The sequence below is a fragment of the Pseudomonas sp. CFBP 8770 genome (genome assembly GCF_014841705.1).
Taxonomy (GTDB): domain Bacteria; phylum Pseudomonadota; class Gammaproteobacteria; order Pseudomonadales; family Pseudomonadaceae; genus Aquipseudomonas.
Window position 1 is genome coordinate 97,608 of sequence record NZ_JACYUL010000006.1, and the last position, 25,503, is coordinate 123,110.

The 25,503-nt window shown below is 59.5% G+C and carries 24 protein-coding genes; 19 read left to right on the plus strand and 5 right to left on the minus strand.

Annotation, left to right across the window (positions count from 1 at the left end):
• Positions 1–122: 122 nt before the first annotated feature.
• Positions 123–1,010, plus strand: coding sequence for a LysR family transcriptional regulator (locus IFT98_RS14710; protein WP_192050271.1), 888 nt, complete (start codon positions 123–125; stop codon positions 1,008–1,010).
• 162 nt (positions 1,011–1,172) lie between these two features.
• Here IFT98_RS14710 and IFT98_RS14715 read toward each other — a convergent pair whose 3' ends face one another.
• The 5 genes from IFT98_RS14715 to dnaA form a co-directional block, all read right to left on the minus strand.
• The gene (locus tag IFT98_RS14715; protein WP_192050269.1) at positions 1,173–2,510 is read right to left on the minus strand and encodes an MFS transporter; all 1,338 of its coding nucleotides are present in this window, start codon (positions 2,508–2,510) and stop codon (positions 1,173–1,175) included.
• A gap of 230 nt (positions 2,511–2,740) precedes the next feature.
• Positions 2,741–5,158 carry a DNA topoisomerase (ATP-hydrolyzing) subunit B gene (gene gyrB / locus IFT98_RS14720; protein ID WP_192050267.1) on the minus strand — a complete coding sequence of 806 codons (2,418 nt, stop codon included), beginning with the start codon at positions 5,156–5,158 and terminating at the stop codon, positions 2,741–2,743.
• Positions 5,159–5,162: 4 nt separating this feature from the next.
• On the minus strand, positions 5,163–6,266 hold the full coding sequence (gene recF / locus IFT98_RS14725) for a DNA replication/repair protein RecF (RefSeq protein WP_192050265.1): 1,104 nt from the start codon (positions 6,264–6,266) through the stop codon (positions 5,163–5,165).
• 11 nt (positions 6,267–6,277) lie between these two features.
• Positions 6,278–7,381, minus strand: a complete 1,104-nt coding sequence (dnaN, locus tag IFT98_RS14730; protein WP_192050263.1) for a DNA polymerase III subunit beta — start codon at positions 7,379–7,381, stop codon at positions 6,278–6,280.
• Positions 7,382–7,419: 38 nt separating this feature from the next.
• On the minus strand, positions 7,420–8,928 hold the full coding sequence (dnaA, locus tag IFT98_RS14735; protein WP_192050261.1) for a chromosomal replication initiator protein DnaA: 1,509 nt from the start codon (positions 8,926–8,928) through the stop codon (positions 7,420–7,422).
• Between the two features lie 622 nt (positions 8,929–9,550).
• On the opposite strand from dnaA, the gene rpmH reads away from it, so the two are divergent.
• From rpmH to IFT98_RS14825, 18 genes are all read left to right on the plus strand, one after another.
• Positions 9,551–9,685 (plus strand): 50S ribosomal protein L34, encoded by a 135-nt coding sequence (rpmH, locus tag IFT98_RS14740; protein ID WP_043192020.1) that lies wholly within the window; start codon positions 9,551–9,553, stop codon positions 9,683–9,685.
• A 13-nt stretch (positions 9,686–9,698) separates the two neighbouring features.
• The gene (gene rnpA / locus IFT98_RS14745; RefSeq protein WP_049860458.1) at positions 9,699–10,103 is read left to right on the plus strand and encodes a ribonuclease P protein component; all 405 of its coding nucleotides are present in this window, start codon (positions 9,699–9,701) and stop codon (positions 10,101–10,103) included.
• Complete coding sequence (gene yidD / locus IFT98_RS14750; RefSeq protein ID WP_082223633.1) at positions 10,096–10,341, plus strand: membrane protein insertion efficiency factor YidD; 246 nt, start codon at positions 10,096–10,098, stop codon at positions 10,339–10,341. The genes rnpA and yidD overlap by 8 nt, the downstream gene beginning before the upstream one ends.
• A gap of 2 nt (positions 10,342–10,343) precedes the next feature.
• On the plus strand, positions 10,344–12,029 hold the full coding sequence (yidC, locus tag IFT98_RS14755) for a membrane protein insertase YidC (protein ID WP_192050259.1): 1,686 nt from the start codon (positions 10,344–10,346) through the stop codon (positions 12,027–12,029).
• 79 nt (positions 12,030–12,108) lie between these two features.
• Positions 12,109–13,479: a tRNA uridine-5-carboxymethylaminomethyl(34) synthesis GTPase MnmE gene (mnmE, locus tag IFT98_RS14760; protein WP_192050257.1), complete on the plus strand. Its 1,371-nt coding sequence runs from the start codon at positions 12,109–12,111 to the stop codon at positions 13,477–13,479.
• 461 nt (positions 13,480–13,940) lie between these two features.
• Positions 13,941–15,839: a tRNA uridine-5-carboxymethylaminomethyl(34) synthesis enzyme MnmG gene (gene mnmG / locus IFT98_RS14765; protein WP_192050255.1), complete on the plus strand. Its 1,899-nt coding sequence runs from the start codon at positions 13,941–13,943 to the stop codon at positions 15,837–15,839.
• A gap of 5 nt (positions 15,840–15,844) precedes the next feature.
• Entirely contained in the window at positions 15,845–16,483 is a 639-nt protein-coding gene (gene rsmG, locus IFT98_RS14770) for a 16S rRNA (guanine(527)-N(7))-methyltransferase RsmG (RefSeq protein WP_192050412.1), read from the plus strand.
• A gap of 18 nt (positions 16,484–16,501) precedes the next feature.
• Entirely contained in the window at positions 16,502–17,293 is a 792-nt protein-coding gene (locus tag IFT98_RS14775; protein ID WP_049860453.1) for a ParA family protein, read from the plus strand.
• Between the two features lie 8 nt (positions 17,294–17,301).
• Entirely contained in the window at positions 17,302–18,174 is an 873-nt protein-coding gene (locus IFT98_RS14780; RefSeq protein WP_122716089.1) for a ParB/RepB/Spo0J family partition protein, read from the plus strand.
• Positions 18,175–18,322: 148 nt separating this feature from the next.
• A complete protein-coding gene (locus IFT98_RS14785; RefSeq protein WP_122796674.1) occupies positions 18,323–18,730 on the plus strand; it encodes a F0F1 ATP synthase subunit I in 408 nt (135 codons plus the stop codon).
• Between the two features lie 16 nt (positions 18,731–18,746).
• The gene (gene atpB, locus IFT98_RS14790; protein ID WP_122480034.1) at positions 18,747–19,616 is read left to right on the plus strand and encodes a F0F1 ATP synthase subunit A; all 870 of its coding nucleotides are present in this window, start codon (positions 18,747–18,749) and stop codon (positions 19,614–19,616) included.
• A 134-nt stretch (positions 19,617–19,750) separates the two neighbouring features.
• Positions 19,751–20,008 carry a F0F1 ATP synthase subunit C gene (gene atpE, locus IFT98_RS14795; protein WP_002555987.1) on the plus strand — a complete coding sequence of 86 codons (258 nt, stop codon included), beginning with the start codon at positions 19,751–19,753 and terminating at the stop codon, positions 20,006–20,008.
• A gap of 57 nt (positions 20,009–20,065) precedes the next feature.
• Positions 20,066–20,536, plus strand: coding sequence for a F0F1 ATP synthase subunit B (locus IFT98_RS14800; RefSeq protein ID WP_122480033.1), 471 nt, complete (start codon positions 20,066–20,068; stop codon positions 20,534–20,536).
• Between the two features lie 12 nt (positions 20,537–20,548).
• Complete coding sequence (locus IFT98_RS14805; RefSeq protein ID WP_043192047.1) at positions 20,549–21,085, plus strand: F0F1 ATP synthase subunit delta; 537 nt, start codon at positions 20,549–20,551, stop codon at positions 21,083–21,085.
• A gap of 21 nt (positions 21,086–21,106) precedes the next feature.
• Complete coding sequence (gene atpA / locus IFT98_RS14810) at positions 21,107–22,651, plus strand: F0F1 ATP synthase subunit alpha (RefSeq protein WP_122480032.1); 1,545 nt, start codon at positions 21,107–21,109, stop codon at positions 22,649–22,651.
• A gap of 50 nt (positions 22,652–22,701) precedes the next feature.
• Positions 22,702–23,562: a F0F1 ATP synthase subunit gamma gene (atpG, locus tag IFT98_RS14815; RefSeq protein WP_043192052.1), complete on the plus strand. Its 861-nt coding sequence runs from the start codon at positions 22,702–22,704 to the stop codon at positions 23,560–23,562.
• Between the two features lie 27 nt (positions 23,563–23,589).
• Positions 23,590–24,966, plus strand: a complete 1,377-nt coding sequence (atpD, locus tag IFT98_RS14820; protein ID WP_122480031.1) for a F0F1 ATP synthase subunit beta — start codon at positions 23,590–23,592, stop codon at positions 24,964–24,966.
• Between the two features lie 42 nt (positions 24,967–25,008).
• Positions 25,009–25,434, plus strand: a complete 426-nt coding sequence (locus IFT98_RS14825) for a F0F1 ATP synthase subunit epsilon (RefSeq protein WP_043192055.1) — start codon at positions 25,009–25,011, stop codon at positions 25,432–25,434.
• Positions 25,435–25,503: the final 69 nt, after the last annotated feature.

Below are 25,503 nucleotides of genomic sequence, written 5' to 3' on the forward strand. Positions count from 1 at the left end.
TTTTATTGTTCTTGTCGTTCCCCATGTTATTGATTAGCTTCGTGGTGAAAACTAAAGATTTCACCCAGGGGCTGAGCGTTTTCGCACAGTCCAGAGCGCAGTTGATTAACAAGGGAAAATCGATGTTCGACTGGAACGACCTGCGCTTCTTTCTCGAGCTGCAACGCAGCGGCCGATTGCTGACCGCTGCCAAACGCCTGCATACCACTCACAGTACGGTCGCCCGGCACATCGAAAGCATCGAGCGCCACCTGGGCACGCCGCTGTTCGTGCAGAACGCCCACGGCTACGAACTGACCCCAGCAGGGCAGACGCTGCTCAAGCACGCCGAGGCCATGGAGAACCTGGCCCTGCGCGCGCAGGAGGACATTACGCAGTCATTCAATCCGCTGGGCAAGATCCGCCTGGGCGTCACCGAAGGCATCGGTATCGCCTTCATCACACCGCGCCTTGGCGAGCTGTTCAGGCGTTATCCAGGCCTTGAGGTCGAGCTGGTGGCCGTGCCGCGCTTTGTCAGCATTCTCAACCGCGAAGCCGAAATCAGCGTGCACCTCGAGCGTCCCAATGCCGACCTGCTGATCACCCGCAAGCTCACCGACTACAACCTGGCACTGTATGCCAGTGCCGATTACCTGGCTGCTTGCGAGCCGCTGCGCAATCGCGAAGACCTGGCACAGCATCGCTGGATCGGCTATGTCGATGACCTGCTGTTCAGCCAGGAGCTGTTATTGCTCAACAGCTTCTGTCGCAACCCGGTCGTGGCCTTTCGCAGCACCAGTGTGCTCGCTCAACAGGAGGCTGCATGCATCGGCCTGGGCATCGCCGTATTGCCCGTTTACATGGCTGCCAAGGACCCACGGCTGGTACGCGTACTGCCCGACGAAACCATCCAGCGCAGTTACTGGATCAGCACCCGACGCGAACTGCACAAATCGGTACGGCTGCGCGTGGTCTGGGATTTCCTCCTGCAACTGTGCGCCGACCAGCAGGCCGCACTGCTGGCGACCTGACTGATATTGCCCGCGAAGAGGACACTGCAGTATGTCAGTTGTACCGCGGTGTGCTGTTCGCGGGCAGAGCCCGGCTCCCACAAGGGACGCGCGTATTGATCTGATGTGGGAGCGGGCTCCGCCCGCGAAAACCCCGGCACCGTCACTGCATATCCACTTGGCTCAAACCGCTACCGGTTGCCCGTCGTGCGCGACGTTGCCGCCATCGCCATGCAGGGAAATCTTCGATGTCTCCGGCAACGCCAGACCGCCCGCAAGCGCCAGCACCGAAACCGCCATCAAGTAAAACGCCGGAGACAGGCTGCTCCCCGTCATACTGATCAGCCAAGTCGCCATCAGCGGCGCTGTGCCGCCAAACACCGTGTAGGCGAGGTTGTAGGTGATCGCCGAGGCCGTGTAGCGGGTTCGGGTCGGGAAGGTTTCCGACAACAGCGCTGCAGTCACCACACCACTGAGCACTGCACCGACCGCCAGCATCATCACCCCGATGACGGAAGCGACGAACGAGCCTGAGCTGGCGAGCAGGAACGATGGGTAGACCACCGCAATCATCAGCACGCCCGTTGTCGCCACCGTGGCCCGGCGACCGACCTTGTCGGAGAAAGCTCCCGCGACCGGGCACATCAATGCCGCGAACACCAAGGCGATGACCGAAATCAACAGCGCCGTCGCTCGGCTCAAACCACCGACCACCTGCAGATAAGTCGCAAAGTAGGTGGTGAACGTATAGAAGGAGAGGGCAGTCAGGGACACGTAGGCACCCAGGCACAGGATCGCACCGCCGTGACTGCGCAAAGTATCCTTGAGCGGCGAGTGGGCCACGTCATGCTCTTGCTTGACGGCCTGGAACGCAGGCGTTTCATCCAGCCGCCAGCGCAGGTACAGCCCGACCAGGCCCAACGGCGCTGCAATCAGAAACGGCACCCGCCAACCCCAGCTGGCCATCGCTTCGGGCGACAGCGACGCGTCCAATCCATAGGCCATGACCGCAGCACAGGCGAACGCGCTGAAGGTCGATACCGGGATGAAGCTCCCATACCAGGCACGTTGGGTACGCGGCGCATGCTCCATGAGATAGGCACAGGCGCCGGCATACTCACCGCCGGCAGAAAAACCCTGTGCGCAGCGAATCAGCGTGAGCATGATCGGCGCAGCAATGCCTATGGCGGCATAGGTGGGCAACAAACCGATCAGCGTCGTTGCACCAGCCATGAGCAGGATGGTCATGGCCAGCACTTTCTTGCGTCCTATGCGATCGCCGAGCATGCCGAACACGATCCCGCCCAGGGGCCGGAACGCGAAGGCCACGGCAAACACCGCGAACGTTTTCAGCAGTCCGGTGGTGGCATCCGAGCTGGGGAAAAATTGCTGGGCAATCGCCGTGGCCAGAAAGCCGTAGACCGCAAAGTCGAACCATTCCACGAAGTTGCCCACGGCAGCCGCGCAGATCACCTTTTTCAACGTCGCGGGGGATACCCGCCCCTCCATTGCATGGTCCATGAGCTTTACCCCTGTGCAGACGTGTCGAGCCATCGATTATCCGTTGCGGGCGGTGACACCCCTGCCGAAAAGCGGCATTGGCGTAGTCATGCCCGCAGCGCACCTGCAATAAGCCTGCGCAAGATCCACGCCAGGGTTGGTTCGTCAGTCGGTGGCGCGAGGGGCAGGGCAGACGCCCATAAAAAAACCCCGGGCCAACGGCGCCGGGGTTCGATGAACGGGTCGAAGCCTCAGAAATCCAGGTTCGACACTGCCAGTGCATTGCTCTCGATGAACTCTCGACGAGGCTCGACCGCATCACCCATCAGGGTGTTGAAGATCTGATCGGCGCCAATCGCATCCTCGATGGTGACCTTGAGCATGCGTCGCACGCTTGGGTCCATCGTGGTTTCCCACAACTGGTCTGGGTTCATCTCACCCAGACCTTTGTAGCGCTGGATGGTATGGCGCTTGGTGCTTTCGGTCATCAGCCACTCGAGGGCTTCCTTGAACTCAACCACGGCCTTCTTGCGCTCGCCACGTTTAACGTAGGCGCCTTCGTCCAGCAGACTGGCCAATTGCGCGCCCAAGGCGGTCACGGTCTTGTAGTCGTTGCTGCCGAAGAAATCCCGGTTGAAGGTGATGTAGCTCGCCAGTCCATGAGAAGTGATCTCCACCTCTGGCAGCCAGACGTTGCGCTCACGGTCTTCACGCAGGCTGGCCTTGTACACCAGGCCCGATTTCTCACTGGTACGCAGACGTGCATCGAACTTGGCCAACCAGGCCTGCATGGCTTCGTGATCGCCCAGCTGCTCGAGTGCCACTGCCGGCAGGTACACGAAGTGCTCGGTCAGCTCCTGAGGGTACAGACGCGACAGACGCTTGAGCGTCTTCATGACCATGCGGAAGTCATTGACCAGACGCTCCAGCGCTTCACCGGAAATACCGGGTGCCGAGTCGTTGAGGTGCAGGCTCGCATCTTCCAGAGCCGACTGCGTCATGTACTCTTCCATGGCGTCGTCGTCCTTGATGTACTGCTCCTGCTTGCCTTTCTTCACCTTGTACAGCGGCGGCTGGGCAATGTAGATGTAGCCGCGCTCGATCAGCTCGGGCAACTGACGGAAGAAGAAGGTCAGCAACAAGGTGCGGATGTGCGATCCGTCAACGTCGGCATCGGTCATGATGATGATGTTGTGATAGCGCAACTTGTCGATGTTGTACTCTTCGCGACCGATACCGCAGCCCAGTGCCGTGATCAGGGTGCCCACTTCCTGGGACGAGATCATCTTGTCGAAGCGTGCTTTCTCGACGTTGAGGATCTTGCCCTTGAGCGGCAAGATGGCTTGGGTCTTGCGATTGCGGCCTTGCTTGGCCGAACCCCCGGCGGAGTCACCCTCCACCAGGTAGAGTTCGGAAAGGGCAGGGTCCTTCTCCTGGCAGTCAGCCAATTTGCCTGGCAGGCCAGCGATGTCCAATGCCCCCTTGCGACGAGTCATCTCGCGCGCCTTGCGGGCAGCTTCGCGGGCACGCGCAGCGTCGATCATCTTGCCAACCACGGCCTTGGCTTCGTTCGGATTCTCCAGAAGGAAGTCCGAGAAGTACTTGCCCATCTCCTGCTCGACCGCGGTTTTCACCTCGGATGAAACCAACTTGTCTTTGGTCTGCGAGCTGAACTTGGGGTCAGGCACTTTCACCGAAATGATCGCAGTCAGGCCTTCACGCGCATCGTCGCCGGTGGTCGAGACCTTGTTCTTCTTGGCCAGGCCTTCCTGTTCGATGTAGTTGTTCAGGTTGCGCGTCAGCGCCGACCGGAAACCGACCAGGTGAGTACCACCGTCGCGCTGCGGAATGTTGTTGGTGAAGCACAACAGGTTTTCGTTGAAGCTGTCGTTCCACTGCAGTGCCACTTCAACGCCCACGCCATCGTCGCGTTGCACATTGAAGTGAAACACCTGATTCACGGGTGTCTTGTTGGTATTGAGGTATTCAACGAATGCCCGCAGGCCACCTTCGAACTTGAACAGCTCTTCCTTGGCGGTGCGCTCATCCTTCAGCAGGATACCCACGCCGGAGTTGAGGAAGGACAATTCGCGGATTCGCTTCGCCAGAATGTCCCAGCTGAAGTGGATGTTCTTGAAGGTGTCGGCCGATGGCTTGAAGTGGATCTTGGTACCGGTGGTCTCGCTTTCACCAACGCTCTGCATGGGTTCCTGCGGTACGCCGTGCACATAGAACTGCTCCCACAATTTGCCAGCGCGACGCACTGTCAATTGCAGGCTTTCAGAGAGTGCGTTCACTACGGACACACCCACACCGTGCAGGCCGCCGGAAACCTTGTACGAGTTATCGTCGAACTTACCGCCAGCGTGCAGCACGGTCATGATGACCTCGGCCGCAGATACGCCTTCTTCCTTGTGCACATCCACTGGAATGCCGCGACCGTTGTCGGTCACGGAAATGGATTCATCTGGATGAATGGTGATGGTGATTTCATCACAGTGCCCGGCCAGTGCTTCGTCGATGGAATTGTCCACCACTTCGAAGACCATGTGGTGCAGGCCGCTACCATCATCGGTGTCGCCGATGTACATACCGGGACGTTTGCGTACGGCATCAAGCCCTTTCAGCACCTTGATGCTGGAGGAGTCGTACGTTTGATTCTCGCTCATGCCTTCACTCCCGATGATCTTGGGTCTGGGTAATACTGCCGTGTTCCACGTGGAACACGGCAACTGGCGTTTCCGTTTGCCAGCCTTCCCTCAATAATTCCTGATCTACACAGGTGATAAACACCTGGCAGCGTAATTCTTCCAGCAAGCGGCACAATGCACCACGATGTCGCTCATCCAGTTCGGAGGGCAAATCGTCTACCAGATAGATACATTGCCCCCGGCGGGCCTGGCCAACCAAATGACCCTGGGCGATACGAAGTGCGCACACCACCAGCTTCTGCTGACCGCGCGACAAAATGTCGGCTGCGTTGTGAGCGCCCATTCGAAGGCGAAGATCGGCGCGTTGAGGTCCAGCCTGGGTATGCCCCATCTGCTGGTCTCTCAACAGTGAACCTGCCAATACGTCGGCAAGTTCACGATCCTTATCCCAACCCCGGTAATAACTCAGCGTCAGCCCATCGAGCTGCACCAGCTCGGCGAGTGTCTGTTCGAACACGGGTTTGAGCGCCTTGATATAAGCACGGCGATATTCGTCGATTTCCGCACTTGCAAGGCAGAGTTCTCGGTCCCAGGCCGCTTGCGAAGCAACGTCAAGTGTACCATGTCGAAGCCACGAGTTTCGTTGCTTCAAGGCCTTCTGCAGGCGCTGCCAGGTCGACATGAAGCGAGGTTCCACGTGGAACACACCCCAATCGAGAAACTGCCTGCGAATTTTTGGCGCGCCTTCGAGTAGGCGAAAACTGTCGGGATTGATCAGCTGCAACGGCAGAATCTGTGCGAGCTGCGCTGCGCTTCGTGCATTCTGACCGTCTATACGAATGGTGAAATCGCCTTGGCGCTCTCTGGATATCCCAAGGTTGCTATGTCCACCTTCGGCCAGTTCGACCTGCCCGAACACCGTAGCACTCGCCTGATCGTGTTGGATGATTGGCACCAGGCGCGTACTGCGGAACGATCGAGCAAGCCCCAGCAAGTGGATCGCTTCCAGAACGCTGGTCTTGCCACTGCCGTTGGCACCGTAAAGGATGTTGATACGCGGGGAGGGGGAGAAGGTCACCGGGTGCAGGTTGCGCACCGCGGTGACTGTGACGCGGGTAAGGGACATTCAGGCAGTGGTCAGAGGCGCATCGGCATGACGACATATGCCGAGTCGTCGTTGTCCGATTCCTGCACCAAGGCGCTGCTATTGGAATCGGACAGAATCAGGCGCACCTGCTCCGTCGTCATCACGCCCAGCACGTCGAGCAGATAGCTCACGTTGAAGCCGATCTCCAGCGCGCCACCGTTGTAGTCCACGGCCACTTCTTCTTCCGCTTCTTCCTGCTCGGGGTTGTTGGCCTGAATTTTCAGCTGACCGGCCGCCAGTTGCAAACGGATGCCGCGGTACTTTTCGTTGGACAGAATAGCGGTGCGGCTGAACGCTTCACGCAAAGCCTGGCGATCCCCGACCACCAACTTGTCGCCGCCTTTTGGCAGCACGCGCTCGTAGTCGGGGAATTTGCCATCGACCAGTTTGGAGGTGAAGGTGAACTCACCGGTGGTGGCACGGATATGGTGCTGGCCCAGCACGATGCTGACATTGCCATCAGGATCGGTCAGCAGGCGGGCCAACTCCAGGATACCCTTGCGCGGCACGATGACCTGATGCCGATCGGCCTGGCCGATGTCGGCTTGCATCGAGCACATGGCCAAGCGGTGTCCGTCAGTTGCAACAGCGCGGATGATACCTGCCGATACTTCCAGCAGCATGCCGTTGAGGTAATAGCGCACATCCTGCTGAGCCATGGCGAAACTGGTGCGCTCGATCAAACGGCGCAGCTTGCTCTGGACCAGGCTGCACGTCAGCGAACCCGGACCTTCCTCGACCGTCGGGAAATCATTGGCCGGCAGCGTCGACAAGGTGAAACGGCTGCGTCCGGCCTTGACCACCACCTTCTGCTCATCGACCTTGATGTCGATCAGGGCGTCGTTGGGCAAGCTCTTGCAGATGTCCATCAACTTGCGCGCAGGCACGGTGATCTCGCCGGGCTCGGCGGGCTCTTCCAGCTGTACGCGGCCAACCAGTTCCACTTCCAGGTCGGTACCGGTCAAAGACAACTGCTGCCCCTGAACGACCAGCAGCACGTTGGAAAGCACAGGCAAGGTCTGTCGGCGTTCGACGACGCCGGCGACCAGCTGCAGGGGTTTCAACAGGGCTTCGCGTTGAATGGTGAAATGCATGGTCTAGTCCCTTGCCTCAAAAGCTGCGTAGTGAATGTTCACGTGGTCAGGGTACGCAGCAGGTTCTTGTAGTCCTCGCGGATATCCGCGTCGGATTCCTTGAGTTCGTTGATCTTTCGGCAGGCGTGCAGCACGGTAGTGTGGTCACGGCCACCAAACACGTCGCCGATTTCCGGCAGGCTGTGGTTGGTCAGTTCCTTGGACAACGCCATGGCCACCTGCCGCGGCCGCGCCACCGAACGCGAGCGGCGTTTGGACAGCAGATCGGAAATCTTGATCTTGTAGTACTCGGCCACCGTGCGCTGAATGTTATCCACACTCACCAGCTTGTCTTGCAGTGCCAGCAAATCCTTGAGCGACTCGCGGATCAGCTCGATGGTGATCTCGCGGCCCATGAAGTGCGAGTGGGCAATGACCCGCTTGAGTGCGCCCTCGAGTTCGCGCACGTTGGAACGGATTCGCTGGGCAATGAAGAACGCCGCATCATGGGGCAACTCAACCTTGGCCTGATCCGCCTTCTTCATCAGGATCGCGACTCGCGTCTCGAGCTCCGGCGGTTCGACCGCCACCGTCAAACCCCAGCCAAAGCGCGACTTCAGGCGCTCTTCGAGCCCTTCGATTTCCTTGGGATAGCGGTCGCTGGTCAGGATGACCTGCTGGCCACCCTCCAGCAGCGCATTGAACGTATGGAAGAACTCCTCCTGAGAGCGCTCCTTGCGGGCGAAGAACTGAATGTCATCGATCAGCAATGCATCGACCGAACGATAGAACCGCTTGAATTCGTTGATCGCGTTCAGTTGCAACGCCTTGACCATGTCGGCCACGAAGCGCTCGGAATGCAGGTAGACAACCTTGGCATTCGGATTCTTCTTGAGCAGGTGGTTACCCACAGCATGCATCAAGTGCGTTTTACCCAGGCCCACACCGCCATAGAGGAACAGCGGGTTGTAGCCATGCTTGGGGTTGTCCGCAACCTGCCACGCAGCGGCGCGCGCCAACTGGTTGGATTTACCTTCGACGAAGTTTTCGAAGGTAAAGGTGCGATTCAGATAGCTGGTGTGCTTGAGCGCACCCTCTACCTGCACGGTGCGCTGCTCGGCACGTACGGGTGCCGGTTGCGAGCTGGCGCCGGCCATGGGGTCGAAACTGTCCCGCGAGGGTTCCTCACTGGCCGCCGAAGGCTTGGAAACGGCCTCTACAGGCGCAACTGCAGGCACGGTAGCCACCGGGGCCGCCTGCGCCTGGCTGGCCGCCGCAGAGGCCGCCAGCGGGGCGTTGAATGCTGCGCGGGGCGTCGAGCTGCGACGGCTGCCGATCAGCAACGAAAGCGCCGGCGCGAGTCCGTTGCCGTGCTCGCCCAACAGTTCGAGAAGTCGTGTCAGGTATTTCTCGTTTACCCAGTCCAGCACAAAGCGGTTGGGCGCGTAGACCCGCAACTCGTCGCCTTCGGCTTCGACCTGTAGCGGACGGATCCAGGTGTTGAATTGCTGGGCAGGCAGTTCATCGCGCAGGAGTTCCACGCACTGCTGCCAAAGTTCCACTGACACAGGTATCCCCTGAATTGAAAGCCGGCAAGGCAAAAACAACCCCCATTGTACCGACGCTCCTCACACTTATCCACATGTAGGACCTGCAAGCTCACTGCAAAGCACGAAAAACATCCTCTGAAGCCAGCAGAATCCTATTCCTGAGGTCTGTGGATAACCCAACCTGAGATCTATGCACAAGTGGGGGTCGAGCGCTGTGGATAACCTGCCTGTGGATATCAGCCGTTTTAATCCACAGCTTGTCCTGAGCATCGACACAGGCGCAGCACCTCTTCTGGACAGGGTTTCGGATCGCCAAGAGGTCCAGCCAGCAAGGGGTAAAAGCGGTTATCCACAGAAAGGGGCTTCACTAAGATCTATAAGCATTACAGAAAAGCTTTAAATAAGTCCCTTCTCTATTTTTATATTTGACCGGTGCTGACATCCAGTTCCATGGTTCGGACGAAGACGTAAATGGATCGAAGGCGAGGCCCGTTCACGACGTCGTACCGGATGGCTCTGGTAAACGATGCAAAAGTAATAGCTGGTTGGAAATTGACCTTCTGCTGCGCTTTCACTAGAATCGCCGGTCTCTTAAAACGGGGTCCATTCCGGCCCGTTGTGGACGAACCAGGTAACAACCATGAAACGTACTTTCCAACCCAGCACCATCAAGCGCGCTCGCACCCACGGTTTCCGTGCTCGCATGGCTACCAAGAACGGCCGTACCGTCCTGTCGCGTCGTCGCGCCAAGGGCCGCAAGCGTCTGGCAGTTTGATCCTTCGGCACGGGTGGTGAGTCAGGACTACGGTCGGGAAAAGCGTCTGCTGACAGCCCGGCATTTCAAAGCAGTCTTCGACTCGCCATCTGGCAAGGTCCCCGGCAAGAACCTGCTGCTCCTTGCGCGTGAGAACGGCCTCGAACATCCCCGTCTGGGGCTGGTCATCGGCAAAAAGAGCGTCAAGCTCGCCGTTCAACGCAATCGCTTGAAACGTTTGATGCGTGACTCGTTCCGTCTGCACCAGGACATACTGGCTGGCTGGGACATCGTCATCGTCGCGCGTAAAGGTTTGGGCGACGTGGAAAACCCTGAATTGCATGAGCATTTTGGCAAGCTCTGGAAGCGCCTTGCACGTAACCGGCCCGCTCCAGTGGTGAAGACCGAACCTGCAGGAGTGGACAGTCAAGATGCGTAAACTGGCAATCGTTCCGATCCAGTTCTACCGCTACGCCATCAGCCCTCTCATGGCGAATCACTGTCGTTTTTATCCCAGTTGCTCTTGCTACGCGCTCGAAGCCATCGAGATCCACGGCCTCCTGCGTGGAAGCTGGCTGACCGTTCGTCGCCTTGGCCGCTGTCACCCATGGAATGCCGGTGGTTTCGACCCGGTTCCAGACGCCCCATCACCCCGTTCTTCTTCGATAGCCGAGTAATCATGGATATTAAACGCACGATCCTGATCGTCGCCCTGGCAGTCGTGGCCTACGTCATGGTCCTGAAATGGAACCAGGACTACGGTCAAGCCGCCTTGCCGACTCAGAATATGGCTACCCAGAACCCGACCCCGGCATTGCCGGAAACGGTACCGGGCACCAACACTCAAGCCAGTGCCGATGTACCCAGCGCCAATCCTGATGCCAATCTGCCTGTGCCGACCCCTGTCGTGGTCAGCAAGGACCTGATCTGGGTCAAGACCGACGTGCTCAACTTCGCTATCGACCCTACCGGTGGTGATATCGTCCAGCTGAACCTGCCCGAGTACCCTCGGCGCCAGGACATGCCGAACATTCCGTTCCAGTTGTTCGACAACGGCGGTGAGCTGACCTACCTGGCGCAGAGCGGCCTGACCGGCGCGAACGGCCCGGATGCGCGTTCCACCGGGCGTCCGGTGTACAGCGCCACGCAGAAAAGTTATCAACTGGCCGAGGGTCAGAACCAGCTGGTAGTCGACCTGACCTACAGCGACAACGGCGTCAACTACGTCAAGCGCTTCACGGTCGACCGCGGCGAATACGACCTGAAAGTCGGCTACCTTGTGGATAACCAGAGCGCGCAGAACTGGAGCGGCAACATGTTCGCCCAGCTCAAGCGAGACAACAGCTCCGATCCATCGTCGACCACCGCCACCGGTACCGCGACCTATCTGGGTGCGGCCCTGTGGACAAGCGGCGAGCCGTACAAGAAAGTGTCGATGAAGGACATGGACAAGGCCGGCCTCAAGGAAACCGTGCAGGGTGGTTGGGTGGCCTGGCTGCAGCACTACTTCGTGACGGCCTGGATCCCTGCCCCCGGTGACAGCAACAACGTCATGACGCGCAAGGACAACCAGGGCAACTACATCATCGGCTACACCGGTCCGACGTTGTCCGCCGCACCAGGTGGCAAGGTCGAAACCACAGCCACCCTGTATGCCGGTCCGAAAGTGCAGGACAAGCTCAAGGAGTTGTCCCCAGGCCTGGAGCTGACCGTCGACTACGGCATCCTGTGGTTCATCGCGCAACCGATCTTCTGGCTGCTCAAGCATATCCACGCGATCCTGGGTAACTGGGGCTTCTCGATCATCTGCCTGACCATCCTGATCAAGCTGCTGTTCTTCCCCTTGTCGGCCGCCAGCTACCGGTCGATGGCGCGCATGCGTGCCGTTGCGCCGAAACTGGCGTTGCTCAAGGAGCAGCATGGCGACGATCGCCAGAAGATGTCGCAGGCCATGATGGAGCTGTACAAGAAAGAGAAGATCAATCCGCTGGGTGGCTGCTTGCCGATCCTGGTGCAGATGCCGGTCTTCCTGTCTCTGTACTGGGTACTGCTGGAAAGTGTCGAGATGCGTCAGGCACCTTGGCTGCTGTGGATAACCGACCTGTCGATCAAGGATCCGTTCTTCATCCTGCCGATCATCATGGGCGCGACCATGTTCATTCAGCAGCGCTTGAACCCAACGCCTCCGGATCCGATGCAGGCCAAGGTGATGAAGATGATGCCCATCGTGTTCACCTTCTTCTTCCTGTGGTTCCCGGCTGGCCTGGTACTGTACTGGGTGACCAACAACACCCTGTCGATTGCCCAGCAGTGGTACATCACGCGCGGTATCGAGAAAGCCGCGGCAAACAAACCTGCCGTTTAACGGGTTGCTCGACTAACCTGTGCACAAAGCGCCCCCTCGTGGGGCGTTTTGCTATCTGAAATTCGACCGGAGTATCTGCATGAACGTCGTTCGCGAAACCATCGCTGCCATTGCCACAGCCCAAGGTCGCGGTGGAGTGGGGATCGTGCGTATCTCCGGCCCACTGGCCAGCGAGGCGGCCCAGGCGATCATCGGCCGCGTGCCAACGCCTCGCTACGCTCACTACGGGCCGATGCTCGACGCGCAGTGCCAGGTCATCGACGAGGGCCTGAGCCTGTACTTCCCCGGGCCCAATTCGTTCACCGGCGAGGACGTGCTCGAGCTGCAAGGCCACGGTGGGCCTGTGGTGATGGACATGCTCCTGCAGCGCTGCCTGCAGTTGGGCTGCCGGCTGGCACGTCCGGGGGAATTCAGCGAGCGCGCATTCCTCAACGACAAGCTTGACCTGGCCCAGGCCGAGGCCATCGCCGATCTCATCGAAGCCAGTTCAGCCCAGGCGGCGCGCAACGCTGTGCGTTCGCTGCAAGGGGCTTTTTCCCGCCGTGTGGATAACTTGACCGAGCAGCTCATCGCGTTGCGTATCTACGTCGAGGCCGCCATCGACTTTCCCGAAGAGGAAATCGATTTCCTGGCCGACGGTCATGTACTGAACATGCTCGACAAGGTACGTGGCGAGTTATCCATCGTGCTGCGGGAAGCCGGGCAGGGGGCCTTGCTGCGTGATGGCATGAACGTGGTCATTGCCGGTCGACCGAATGCCGGCAAGTCGAGCCTGCTCAACCTGCTGGCCGGCCGCGAAGCCGCGATCGTGACGGAGATTGCCGGCACGACCCGGGACGTGCTGCGCGAACATATCCACATCGATGGCATGCCGTTGCACGTGATCGACACGGCAGGGCTGCGCACCACGGCCGATGAAGTCGAGCAGATCGGCGTTCAGCGCGCGCTGAAGGCCATTGCCGAGGCCGATCGCATTCTGCTGGTAGTGGATGCGACTGCTGCTGAAGCAGCCGACCCGTTTGCGGTCTGGCCGGAGTTCCTCGAACTCACGCCCGACATCGGCAAAGTCACGGTGATTCGCAACAAGGCGGATCTGAGTGGGGAACCCATTGGTCTGCAGCAGGACGGCGACGGACACGTTACCTTGAGCCTGACTGCCAAAGGGGCGGGCCAGGGGCTGGAACTGCTGCGCGAACATCTCAAGGCCTGCATGGGGTACGAACAGACCGCAGAAAGCAGCTTCAGCGCACGTCGACGCCACCTCGAAGCCCTTCGCCACGCCGGCGACTACCTCGACCATGGACGTGATCAGCTGACCCTGGCCGGTGCGGGCGAGTTGCTGGCCGAAGACTTGCGCCTGGCACAGCAAGCACTGGGTGAAATCACTGGAGCGTTCAGTTCCGATGATCTGCTGGGACGCATCTTTTCAAGCTTCTGCATCGGCAAGTAGGCGTGCGACCACCGCCATGACCATCGCATGAACCTGATCAACAGCCGCCTTTCGAGGCGGTTTTTTTTTATACACGCTGCAGGAGCCCTGTGGAAAAGCCTGCCTGAGCCAGGTTGATAAGCAGGTCCGAAACCTGATGATAAATCCGCCTGTGGGTAAGCGACCTTGTTACCCACAGGTTAATTCCGGTTATACACCGGGCTCATGAACAGGTGATCACAACCTTTATTTTCTCTGTACAGTAGGCAGTCAAAGGCTCTCAGAGTTCTATCCACAGATTTGTGCTTGCATAGTAATAAACATAAAAACAAAGCTTTAATAAATCTCTCTCTTTTAATTTCTATTACCCGGTCTATCCACAGCTGGTTATTTTTTGTGCAGAAGGGTTCTTTAGCCGAGGCAAATTCCCTATACTGCGCCGCTATCCCAATTACCCACATTGAACAGGCACGAGGTGCGTGGTGGATTTCCCTTCCCGTTTTGAAGTGATCGTCATCGGCGGCGGTCATGCCGGTACCGAGGCAGCACTGGCCTCAGCACGCATGGGTGCAAAGACCCTGCTGTTGACGCACAACGTGGAAACCCTCGGTGCCATGAGCTGCAACCCGGCCATTGGTGGCATCGGCAAGAGTCATCTGGTCAAGGAGATCGATGCGCTCGGCGGTGCCATGGCGCTGGCTACCGACAAGGGTGGCATTCAGTTTCGCGTGCTCAACAACCGCAAGGGCCCGGCGGTACGGGCCACCCGTGCCCAGGCCGACCGGGTCCTGTACAAGGCCGCGATTCGCGAAACCCTGGAGAATCAACCCAACCTGTGGATATTCCAGCAGCCGGCAGATGACCTGATCGTCGAGCAGGACGAGGTCAAGGGTGTGGTCACCCAGATGGGCCTGCGCTTCATGGCCGATTCCGTGGTGCTTACCACCGGAACCTTCCTCGGCGGGCTTATCCACATCGGCTTGCAGAATTATTCCGGGGGGCGTGCGGGCGATCCGCCTTCAATCGCCCTGGCCCATCGCCTGCGTGAACTGCCCCTGCGAGTAGGCCGGTTGAAGACCGGTACACCGCCGCGCATCGACGGCAAGTCCGTGGACTTTTCGGTAATGACCGAGCAGCCGGGCGATACCCCGATCCCGGTAATGTCGTTCATGGGGTCCAAGGCACTGCACCCGCGCCAGGTCAGTTGCTGGATCACCCATACCAACGCGCGCACCCATGAAATCATCGCGGCCAACCTCGATCGCTCGCCGATGTACTCGGCAGCCGGTGAAATCGAAGGCATAGGTCCACGCTACTGCCCTTCGATCGAAGACAAGATTCACCGCTTCGCCGACAAGCAGAGCCATCAAGTGTTCATCGAGCCAGAGGGGCTGACCACCCACGAGCTGTACCCCAACGGTATTTCCACGTCCCTGCCGTTCGATGTGCAGTTGCAGATCGTCCGTTCGATCCGAGGCATGGAAAACGCACACATCATGCGTCCCGGCTACGCCATCGAATACGACTACTTCGATCCGCGCGATCTCAAGTACAACCTCGAAACCAAGGTGATCGCCGGTCTGTTCTTCGCCGGGCAGATCAACGGCACCACCGGCTACGAAGAGGCCGGCGCCCAGGGGTTGCTGGCCGGCGCCAACGCGGCGTTGCGTGCACAGGGCAAAGACGCCTGGTGCCCGCGCCGGGACGAGGCCTACATCGGTGTACTGGTCGATGACCTGATCACTCTGGGCACCCAGGAGCCGTACCGGATGTTCACCTCGCGGGCCGAGTATCGCCTGATCCTGCGCGAGGACAACGCAGACCTGCGCCTGACCGAAAAGGGTCGCGAACTGGGCCTGGTCGACGACGCCCGTTGGGCGGCGTTCAGCGCCAAGCGCGAAGCCATCGAAATCGAGGAACAGCGGCTCAAGAGCACATGGGTTCGGCCGAACACCGCCATGGGCGATGCGCTCGCGGAGAAATTCGGTACGCCGTTGACCCATGAATACAACCTGCTTAACCTGCTCAGCCGACCGGAGATCGACTATGTCGGTCTGGTCGAAGTCACCGGCGGCGGCGCGCAGGATCCACAGGTGGCCGAACAGGTCGAGATCAAGACCAAGTACGCCGGGTACATCGATCGTCAACAGGACGAGATCGCTCGTCTGCGTGCCAGCGAAGACACCCGTCTGCCTGTGGATATCGACTATGTCGGCATTTCCGGGTTGTCCAAGGAAATCCAGGGCAAGCTGGGTGCGACTCGTCCCGAGACCCTGGGGCAGGCGTCGCGTATTCCGGGCGTCACGCCCGCAGCCATTTCGCTGTTGATGATTCATCTGAAAAAACGCGGCGCAGGCCGTGAGTTGGAGCAAAGCGCTTGAGTTCCATGGTCACCGAACAGCACCGCGAAGAGTTGTCCACAGGCGCCCGGCAATTGGGTGTCGAACTGTCCGAAAATCAACGCGAGCAGTTGTTGGCCTACCTGGCCCTGTTGATCAAATGGAACAAGGCGTACAACCTGACGGCGGTGCGCAATCCCGACGAAATGGTTTCCCGGCACCTGCTCGACAGCCTGAGCATCCTGCCGCACCTGGCATTGGCCGACAGCTGGCTGGACGTCGGCAGTGGCGGCGGCATGCCTGGCATCCCGCTGGCGATCATGTTTCCTGAAAAACGGATCGCCACGCTCGACAGCAATGGCAAGAAGACCCGCTTCCAGACCCAGGTGAAACTGGAGCTGGGACTGGCCAACCTGCAAGTTATCCACAGCCGCGCCGAAACCTTCGTCCCCGAGCAGCCTTTCGCCGGTATCGTTTCACGTGCGTTCAGCAGCCTGCATGATTTTGCCCACTGGACACGCCACCTGGGCAACGGCGACACGCGCTGGTTGGCGATGAAAGGGCTGCATCCAGCTGACGAACTGGTAGCATTGCCAGCGGACTTCCACCTCGATAGCGAACACGCCTTGGCCGTACCTGGTTGCCAAGGCCAACGCCATCTGCTGATACTGCGCCGCACGGCATGATTGGGAACACGAGCAATAATGGCTAAGGTATTCGCGATAGCGAACCAGAAAGGTGGTGTGGGCAAGACCACCACCTGCATCAACCTCGCAGCATCGCTGGTCGCGACCAAGCGCCGCGTGCTGCTGATCGACCTTGATCCGCAGGGCAACGCCACCATGGGTAGCGGAGTGGACAAGCACGCGCTTGAAAACTCCATCTACGACGTGCTGATCGGCGAGTGCGATCTGGCCCAGGCCATGCACTTCTCCGAGCACGGCGGATACCAGCTGCTGCCGGCCAACCGTGACCTGACGGCGGCCGAGGTGGTCCTGCTGGAAATGCAGATGAAAGAGAGCCGGCTGCGCAGTGCGCTGGCGCCGGTGCGCAACAACTACGACTACATTCTGATCGACTGCCCGCCCTCGCTGTCGATGCTGACCCTCAATGCGCTGGTAGCGTCCGATGGCGTGATCATTCCGATGCAGTGCGAGTACTTCGCCCTGGAAGGACTCAGCGACCTTGTGGATAACATCAAGCGCATCGCCGAACTGCTCAATCCGGACCTCAAGGTCGAGGGTCTGCTGCGGACCATGTACGACCCGCGCCTGAGCCTGATGAACGATGTATCGGCGCAGCTCAAGGAACACTTCGGTGACCAGCTCTACGATACCGTCATCCCGCGCAACATTCGTCTGGCCGAAGCACCCAGCTATGGGATGCCGGCACTCTCGTACGACAAATCGTCACGCGGCGCCCTGGCCTACCTGGCACTGGCTGGCGAGATGGTTCGTCGGCAGCGTCGCCAATCTCGCACCGCTGCAGTCATTTAAGGAATCCAATGGCCGTCAAGAAACGTGGTCTCGGGCGTGGACTGGATGCGCTGCTCAGCGGTTCGACCGTCAGTGCGCTCGAAGAGCAGGCCGTCACGGTCGATCAGAACGAGTTGCAGCATTTGCCCCTGGACGTCATCCAGCGCGGTAAATACCAGCCACGTCGGGACATGGACCCGCAGGCCCTCGAAGAGCTGGCGCATTCGATCAAGACCCAGGGCGTGATGCAACCGATCGTGGTCCGGCCAGTGGCCAACTCGCGGTTCGAGATCATCGCCGGGGAGCGTCGCTGGCGCGCCGCGCAACAGGCCGGCCTGGAGACCATTCCGGCCATGGTCCGCGATGTGCCCGACGAAGCCGCGATCGCCATGGCATTGATCGAAAACATCCAGCGCGAAGACCTCAACCCGGTGGAAGAGGCCATTGCCCTGCAACGCCTGCAGCACGAGTTCCAATTGACCCAACAGCAGGTGGCCGATGCGGTGGGCAAGTCGCGGGTCACCGTGGCCAACCTGCTGCGCCTGATCGCCTTGCCCGAAGTGATCAAGACCATGCTGTCTCACGGCGATCTGGAAATGGGGCACGCGCGCGCATTGCTCGGTCTGCCGGACGAACAGCAGGTCGAAGGGGCGCGACACGTTGTCGCACGTGGTCTGACCGTGCGTCAGACCGAAGCCCTGGTACGGCAGTGGTTGAGCGGCAAGCCCGAGCCTGTGGAGCCGGCCAAGGCCGACCCGGACATCACCCGGTTGGAACAGCGCCTGGCCGAGCGCCTGGGCTCTGCGGTGCAGATTCGCCACGGACAGAAGGGCAAGGGCCAGTTGGTGATCCGCTACAACTCGCTGGACGAGTTGCAGGGTGTGCTCGCACACATTCGCTGAAACAATTCCCTGTGTAGCGCGCAGTCGGAAATCACTACCCGGCAGTTGAATAGGGGCGGAAGCGCCCCTATACTCTGCGCGCATTTTGTCGGCACAATTTATGCCAAGTTAGGGCTTATGGCACGTCGACCATTGAGGAGTCGCCACGATGGAAACCCGCACGCCAAACCGCCTGCCGTTCCATCAATGGGTCGTTTTCCCGATGTTGTTGGCGCAAGGTGTCGTCGCGTTGCTGGCAGCTCTGGTGCTGTGGCAATGGCTCGGGGCGGTCAGCGGTTATTCGGGTCTCTGCGGAGGCCTGATCGCCTGGTTGCCCAATCTGTATTTCGCCTGGAAGGCATTCCGGTTCACGGGAGCCCGGGCCGCACAAGCCATCGTCCGGTCGTTCTACGCCGGCGAGGCAGGCAAGCTGATTTTGACGGCAGTGCTGTTCGCACTGACGTTCGCAGGAGTGAAACCACTGGCGCCGCTGGCTGTATTCGGCGTCTTCGGGTTGACCCAACTGGTCAGCTGGTTCGCACCCCTGCTCATGAAAACAAGACTTTCGAGACCTTAGGGCGTTTGAGGCAACCATGGCAGAAACAACCGCTTCGGGCTATATCCAGCACCACTTGCAGAACTTGACCTTCGGTCAGCTACCAGAAGGCGGCTGGGGCTTTGCCCACACCGCTGCAGAAGCCAAGGAAATGGGGTTTTGGGCGTTCCACGTCGATACCCTCGGCTGGTCGGTTGCCCTGGGCCTGATCTTCATCCTGATCTTCCGCATGGCGGCGAAGAAGGCAACGTCCGGTCAGCCGGGTGCCCTGCAGAACTTCGTCGAGGTGCTGGTCGAGTTCGTCGATGGCAGCGTGCGTGACAGCTTCCATGGCCGCAGTGCGGTGATTGCACCGCTGGCGCTGACGATCTTCGTCTGGGTGTTCCTGATGAACGCCATCGACCTGGTTCCGGTCGACTGGATCCCGATGGCTGCGGCCTGGATCTCCGGCGACTCGCACATCCCGTTCCGCGCCGTGCCGACCACCGACCCGAACGCGACCCTGGGCATGGCCCTGTCGGTGTTCGCGCTGATCATCTTCTACAGCATCAAGGTCAAGGGCCTGGGCGGCTTCATCGGCGAGCTGACCCTGCACCCGTTCGGCAGCAAGAACATCTTCGCCAAGATCCTGCTGATCCCGGTGAACTTCCTGCTTGAATTCGTCACCCTGATCGCCAAGCCGATCTCGCTGGCACTGCGACTGTTCGGCAACATGTACGCCGGCGAGCTGGTGTTCATCCTGATCGCGGTGATGTTCGGCAGCGGCCTGTTGTGGCTCAGCGGCCTGGGCGTCGTGCTGCAGTGGGCGTGGGCCGTGTTCCACATCCTGATCATCACGCTGCAGGCATTCATCTTCATGATGCTGACCATCGTCTACCTTTCGATGGCGCACGAAGAAAACCATTGAGACCCGCCTGGCGAGTCTGATGCCCCTCGCGCTCTGGCGCGAGGGAGGCCCCTCCGGGCCGAAACACCGGTTTGTAACACCGCTTTAAAACCTAAAAACCAAGCAAAAGACGACGTAAAAAGTCGGGAGGAAAGATGGAAACTGTAGTTGGTCTAACCGCTATCGCTGTTGCTCTGCTGATCGGCCTGGGCGCACTGGGTACCGCTATCGGCTTCGGCCTGCTGGGCGGCAAGTTCCTGGAAGGCGCTGCTCGCCAGCCAGAAATGGTTCCGATGCTGCAAGTCAAAATGTTCATCGTCGCCGGTCTGCTCGACGCCGTGACCATGATCGGTGTTGGTATCGCTCTGTTCTTCACCTTCGCGAACCCCTTCGTTGGTCAACTCGCTGGCTGATCTCTCGAACCTTCGAGTGGATTGGTGTGATGGACAAAGAACGAGCGAGGTGTTGGCGTGAACATTAATGCAACCCTGATTGGCCAGACCGTTGCGTTCTTCATTTTTGTGCTGTTCTGCATGAAGTTCGTGTGGCCTCCGGTCATCGCGGCTTTGCACGAACGTCAGAAGAAGATCGCTGATGGTTTGGACGCTGCCAGCCGAGCAGCTCGCGACCTGGAGTTGGCCCAAGAGAAAGTGGGTCATCAACTGCGCGAAGCGAAAGCTCAGGCAGCCGAAATCATTGAGCAGGCGAAGAAACGCGGCAACCAGATCGTCGAAGAGGCCGTTGAAAAGGCCCGTATCGACGCTGACCGCGTGAAAGTGCAGGCTCAAGCCGAGATCGAGCAGGAACTGAACGGCGTCAAAGACGCGCTGCGTGCCCAACTGGGTATGCTGGCCGTGGGCGGTGCCGAGAAGATTCTGGGCGCCACAATCGATCAAAACGCGCACGCGGAGCTGGTTAACAAACTGGCTGCTGAAATCTAAGCGAGGGCGATCATGGCAGAACTGACCACGTTGGCCCGACCTTACGCTAAGGCGGCCTTCGAGCACGCTCAGGCCCACCAGCAGCTGGCCAATTGGTCAGCCATGCTCGGCCTGGCTGCAGCGGTGGCGCAAGATGCCACCATGCAGAGCCTGCTCAAGGCCCCGCGACTGACGAGCGCAGACAAGGCCGCCACGTTCATTGACGTGTGCGGCGACAAGTTCGATGCCAAGGCACAGAATTTCATCCACGTCGTTGCCGAAAACGACCGTCTCCTGCTGTTGCCGGAGATCGCCGAGCTGTTCGACCTGTACAAGGCCGAGCAGGAAAAATCGGTCGACGTGGAAGTCACCAGTGCTTTCGCATTGAACCAAGAACAGCAAGACAAACTCGCCAAGGTTCTCAGTGCACGACTCGACCGGGAAGTGCGCCTGCAAGTTGCGGAGGATGCCAGCCTGATAGGTGGCGTCGTCATCCGCGCCGGCGACCTGGTTATCGATGGCTCGATTCGCGGCAAACTCGCGAAACTGGCCGAAGCATTGAAATCTTGAGTTTGAAGGGGCAGCAGAGCAATGCAGCAACTCAATCCTTCCGAAATAAGTGAAATCATCAAGGGTCGCATCGACAAGCTCGATGTGACCTCCCAAGCCCGTAACGAAGGCACCGTCGTCAGCGTTTCCGACGGTATCGTACGGATTCACGGTCTGGCCGACGTCATGTACGGCGAAATGATCGAGTTTCCAGGCGGCGTCTTCGGCATGGCACTCAACCTGGAGCAGGACTCCGTAGGCGCCGTGGTACTGGGCGCGTACACCAGCCTGGCCGAAGGCATGAGCGCCAAGTGCACCGGCCGCATCCTGGAAGTTCCAGTTGGCAAGGAACTGCTGGGTCGCGTCGTCGACGCACTGGGCAACCCTGTCGATGGCAAGGGTCCGCTGGGCAACACCGAGACCGACGCGGTCGAAAAGGTTGCACCGGGCGTTATCTGGCGTAAGTCGGTAGACCAGCCTGTGCAGACTGGCTACAAGGCCGTCGACGCCATGATCCCTGTCGGCCGCGGTCAGCGCGAGCTGATCATCGGTGACCGTCAGATCGGCAAGACCGCTCTGGCGATCGACGCGATCATCAACCAGAAGAACTCCGGTATCTTCTGCGTCTACGTTGCCATCGGTCAGAAGCAGTCGACCATCGCCAACGTGGTACGCAAGCTGGAAGAAAACGGCGCCCTGGCCAACACCATCGTGGTGGCTGCCAGTGCATCGGAATCTCCTGCGCTGCAGTTCCTCGCGCCGTACTCCGGCTGCACCATGGGCGAGTTCTTCCGTGACCGCGGTGAAGACGCACTGATCGTCTACGACGATCTGTCCAAGCAAGCAGTGGCCTACCGCCAGATTTCCCTGCTGCTGCGCCGTCCACCAGGTCGTGAAGCCTACCCAGGCGACGTGTTCTATCTCCACTCCCGCTTGCTGGAGCGTGCTTCGCGCGTTTCCGAAGAGTACGTCGAGAAGTTCACCAACGGCGCAGTGACCGGCAAGACCGGTTCCCTGACCGCGTTGCCGATCATCGAAACCCAGGCTGGCGACGTTTCCGCGTTCGTTCCGACCAACGTGATTTCCATCACCGACGGTCAGATCTTCCTGGAATCGGCCATGTTCAACTCGGGCATCCGCCCTGCAGTGAACGCCGGTGTTTCGGTATCCCGCGTAGGTGGTGCCGCTCAGACCAAGATCATCAAGAAGCTGTCCGGTGGTATCCGTACCGCTCTGGCTCAGTACCGTGAACTGGCGGCATTCGCCCAGTTCGCATCTGACCTGGACGAAGCCACCCGCAAGCAGCTCGAGCACGGCCAGCGCGTGACCGAGCTGATGAAGCAGAAGCAGTACTCGCCAATGTCGATCGCCGACATGGCGCTGTCGCTGTATGCCGCCGAGCGTGGTTTCCTGACTGACGTCGAGATCGCCAAGGTTGGTAGCTTCGAGCAGGCCCTGATTGCTTACTTCAACCGCGATCACGCCGACCTGTTGGCGAAGATCAACGTGAAGGGTGACTTCAATGACGAAATCGACGCGGGCCTCAAGGCCGGTATCGAGAAGTTCAAGGCCACCCAAACCTGGTAAGCCGCAGCAGGGGCCGCAAGGCCCCTGCTTGCTAACCTGATAGGTGTTACATGGCAGGCGCAAAAGAGATTCGCAGTAAGATTGCGAGCATCAAAAGCACGCAAAAAATTACCAGCGCCATGGAAAAAGTGGCGGTCAGCAAAATGCGCAAGGCACAAATGCGCATGGCAGCCAGCCGTCCCTACGCGGAACGTATCCGCCAGGTGATTGGACATCTGGCCAACGCCAACCCGGAATACCGCCACCCGTTCATGATCGAACGCGCCGTCAAGCGCGTCGGCTATATCGTGGTGAGCAGTGACCGTGGTCTGTGCGGCGGCTTGAACACCAACCTGTTCAAGGCTCTGGTCAAGGACATGGCGGCCAATCGCGAACGCGGCGTCGAAATCGACCTGTGCGTGATCGGCAGCAAGGGTGCAGCGTTCTTTCGCAACTTCGGCGGCAACGTCGTGGCAGCGATCAGCCATCTGGGCGAAGAGCCGTCGATCAATGATCTGATCGGCAGCGTCAAGGTGATGCTGGACGCGTACCTGGAAGGCCGTATCGATCGCCTGTCCGTGGTGTCCAACAAGTTCATCAATACCATGACGCAACAACCGACGGTGGAGCAGTTGATCCCGTTGGAGGCAACCCCGGATCAAGAACTCAAGCACCACTGGGATTACCTGTACGAACCCGACGCCAAAGAGCTGCTGGAAGGTCTCATGGTGCGTTACGTGGAGTCGCAGGTGTACCAGGCGGTGGTCGAGAACAACGCTGCTGAACAAGCGGCGCGGATGATCGCGATGAAGAATGCAACCGACAACGCCGGCGACCTGATCAGCGATTTGCAGCTGATCTACAACAAGGCGCGTCAGGCTGCGATCACCCAAGAGATCTCGGAAATCGTCGGCGGCGCTGCCGCGGTTTAACGGTTCAAATATTCAGAGGATCCAGCTATGAGTAGCGGACGTATCGTTCAAATCATCGGCGCCGTTATCGACGTGGAATTTCCACGCGACAGCGTACCGAGCATCTACAACGCGCTGAAGGTACAAGGCGCTGAAACCACTCTCGAAGTCCAGCAGCAGCTGGGCGACGGCGTGGTTCGTACCATTGCCATGGGCTCCACCGAAGGCCTCAAACGCGGCCTGAACGTACTCGACAGCGGCGCAGCCATTTCCGTACCCGTTGGCAAGGCCACCCTGGGCCGGATCATGGACGTGCTGGGCAACCCGATCGACGAAGCGGGCCCGATCGACACCGAAGAGCGCTGGGGCATTCACCGTCCAGCACCTTCCTTCGCGGACCAGGCAGGCGGCAACGACCTGCTGGAAACCGGCATCAAGGTCATCGACCTGGTCTGCCCGTTCGCCAAGGGCGGTAAAGTCGGTCTGTTCGGTGGTGCCGGTGTCGGCAAGACCGTGAACATGATGGAGCTGATCCGTAACATCGCCATCGAGCACAGCGGTTATTCCGTGTTCGCCGGTGTGGGCGAGCGTACCCGTGAGGGTAACGACTTCTACCACGAGATGAAGGATTCCAACGTTCTGGACAAGGTAGCCCTTGTCTACGGCCAGATGAACGAGCCGCCGGGTAACCGTCTGCGCGTCGCCCTGACCGGTCTGACCATGGCCGAGAAATTCCGTGACGAAGGTAACGACGTTCTGCTGTTCGTCGACAACATCTATCGTTACACCCTGGCCGGTACCGAAGTGTCCGCACTGCTGGGCCGTATGCCATCGGCAGTAGGCTATCAGCCGACCCTGGCCGAAGAGATGGGCGTTCTGCAGGAACGCATCACTTCGACCAAGGAAGGTTCGATCACCTCGATCCAAGCCGTATACGTACCTGCGGATGACTTGACCGACCCGTCGCCGGCGACCACCTTCGCCCACTTGGACGCCACTGTCGTACTGTCCCGTGACATCGCCTCCCTGGGTATCTACCCAGCGGTCGATCCACTGGACTCGACTTCGCGCCAGCTGGACCCGAACGTGATCGGCCAGGAGCACTACGACACCGCTCGCGGCGTTCAGTACGTGCTGCAGCGCTACAAAGAGCTGAAGGACATCATTGCGATCCTGGGTATGGACGAGCTGTCGGAAACCGACAAGCAGTTGGTATCCCGCGCTCGTAAGATCCAGCGCTTCCTGTCGCAGCCGTTCTTCGTGGCTGAAGTCTTCACCGGTGCCTCGGGTAAATACGTTTCCCTGAAAGACACTATCGCAGGCTTCAAAGGCATCCTCAACGGCGACTACGACCACCTGCCGGAACAAGCGTTCTACATGGTCGGCGGCATCGAAGAAGCGATCGAGAAAGCCAAGAAACTGTAATCCTGGCGCCCGGCGACGGGCGCTAATCAGGTTGAGGCAAGTATGGCTATGACAGTCCATTGCGATATCGTCAGTGCGGAAGGAGAAATTTTTTCCGGTCTGGTCGAGATGGTGATTGCGCACGGTAACCTGGGTGATATCGGTATCGCTCCAGGCCACGCCCCGCTGATCACCGATCTCAAGCCAGGTCCGATCCGCCTGATCAAGCAGGGTGGCGAAGCCGAGGTGTTCTACATCTCTGGTGGTTTCCTCGAGGTTCAGCCGAACATGGTCAAGGTTCTTGCCGACACCGTGCAGCGCGCTGCCGACCTGGACGAAGCTTCCGCTCAGGAAGCCGTCAAGGCTGCCGAGAAGGCCCTGAACGAAAAAGGCGCAGACTTCGACTACGGATCTGCTGCCGCACGTCTGGCCGAGGCTGCAGCTCAGCTGCGCACCGTCCAGCAGATCCGCAAGAAATTCGGCGGCTGATGCGTCGACTCACTTGCGATTGAGTAAAAGGGTAGCCTCGGCTACCCTTTTTCTTTTTCAGCACTTTCT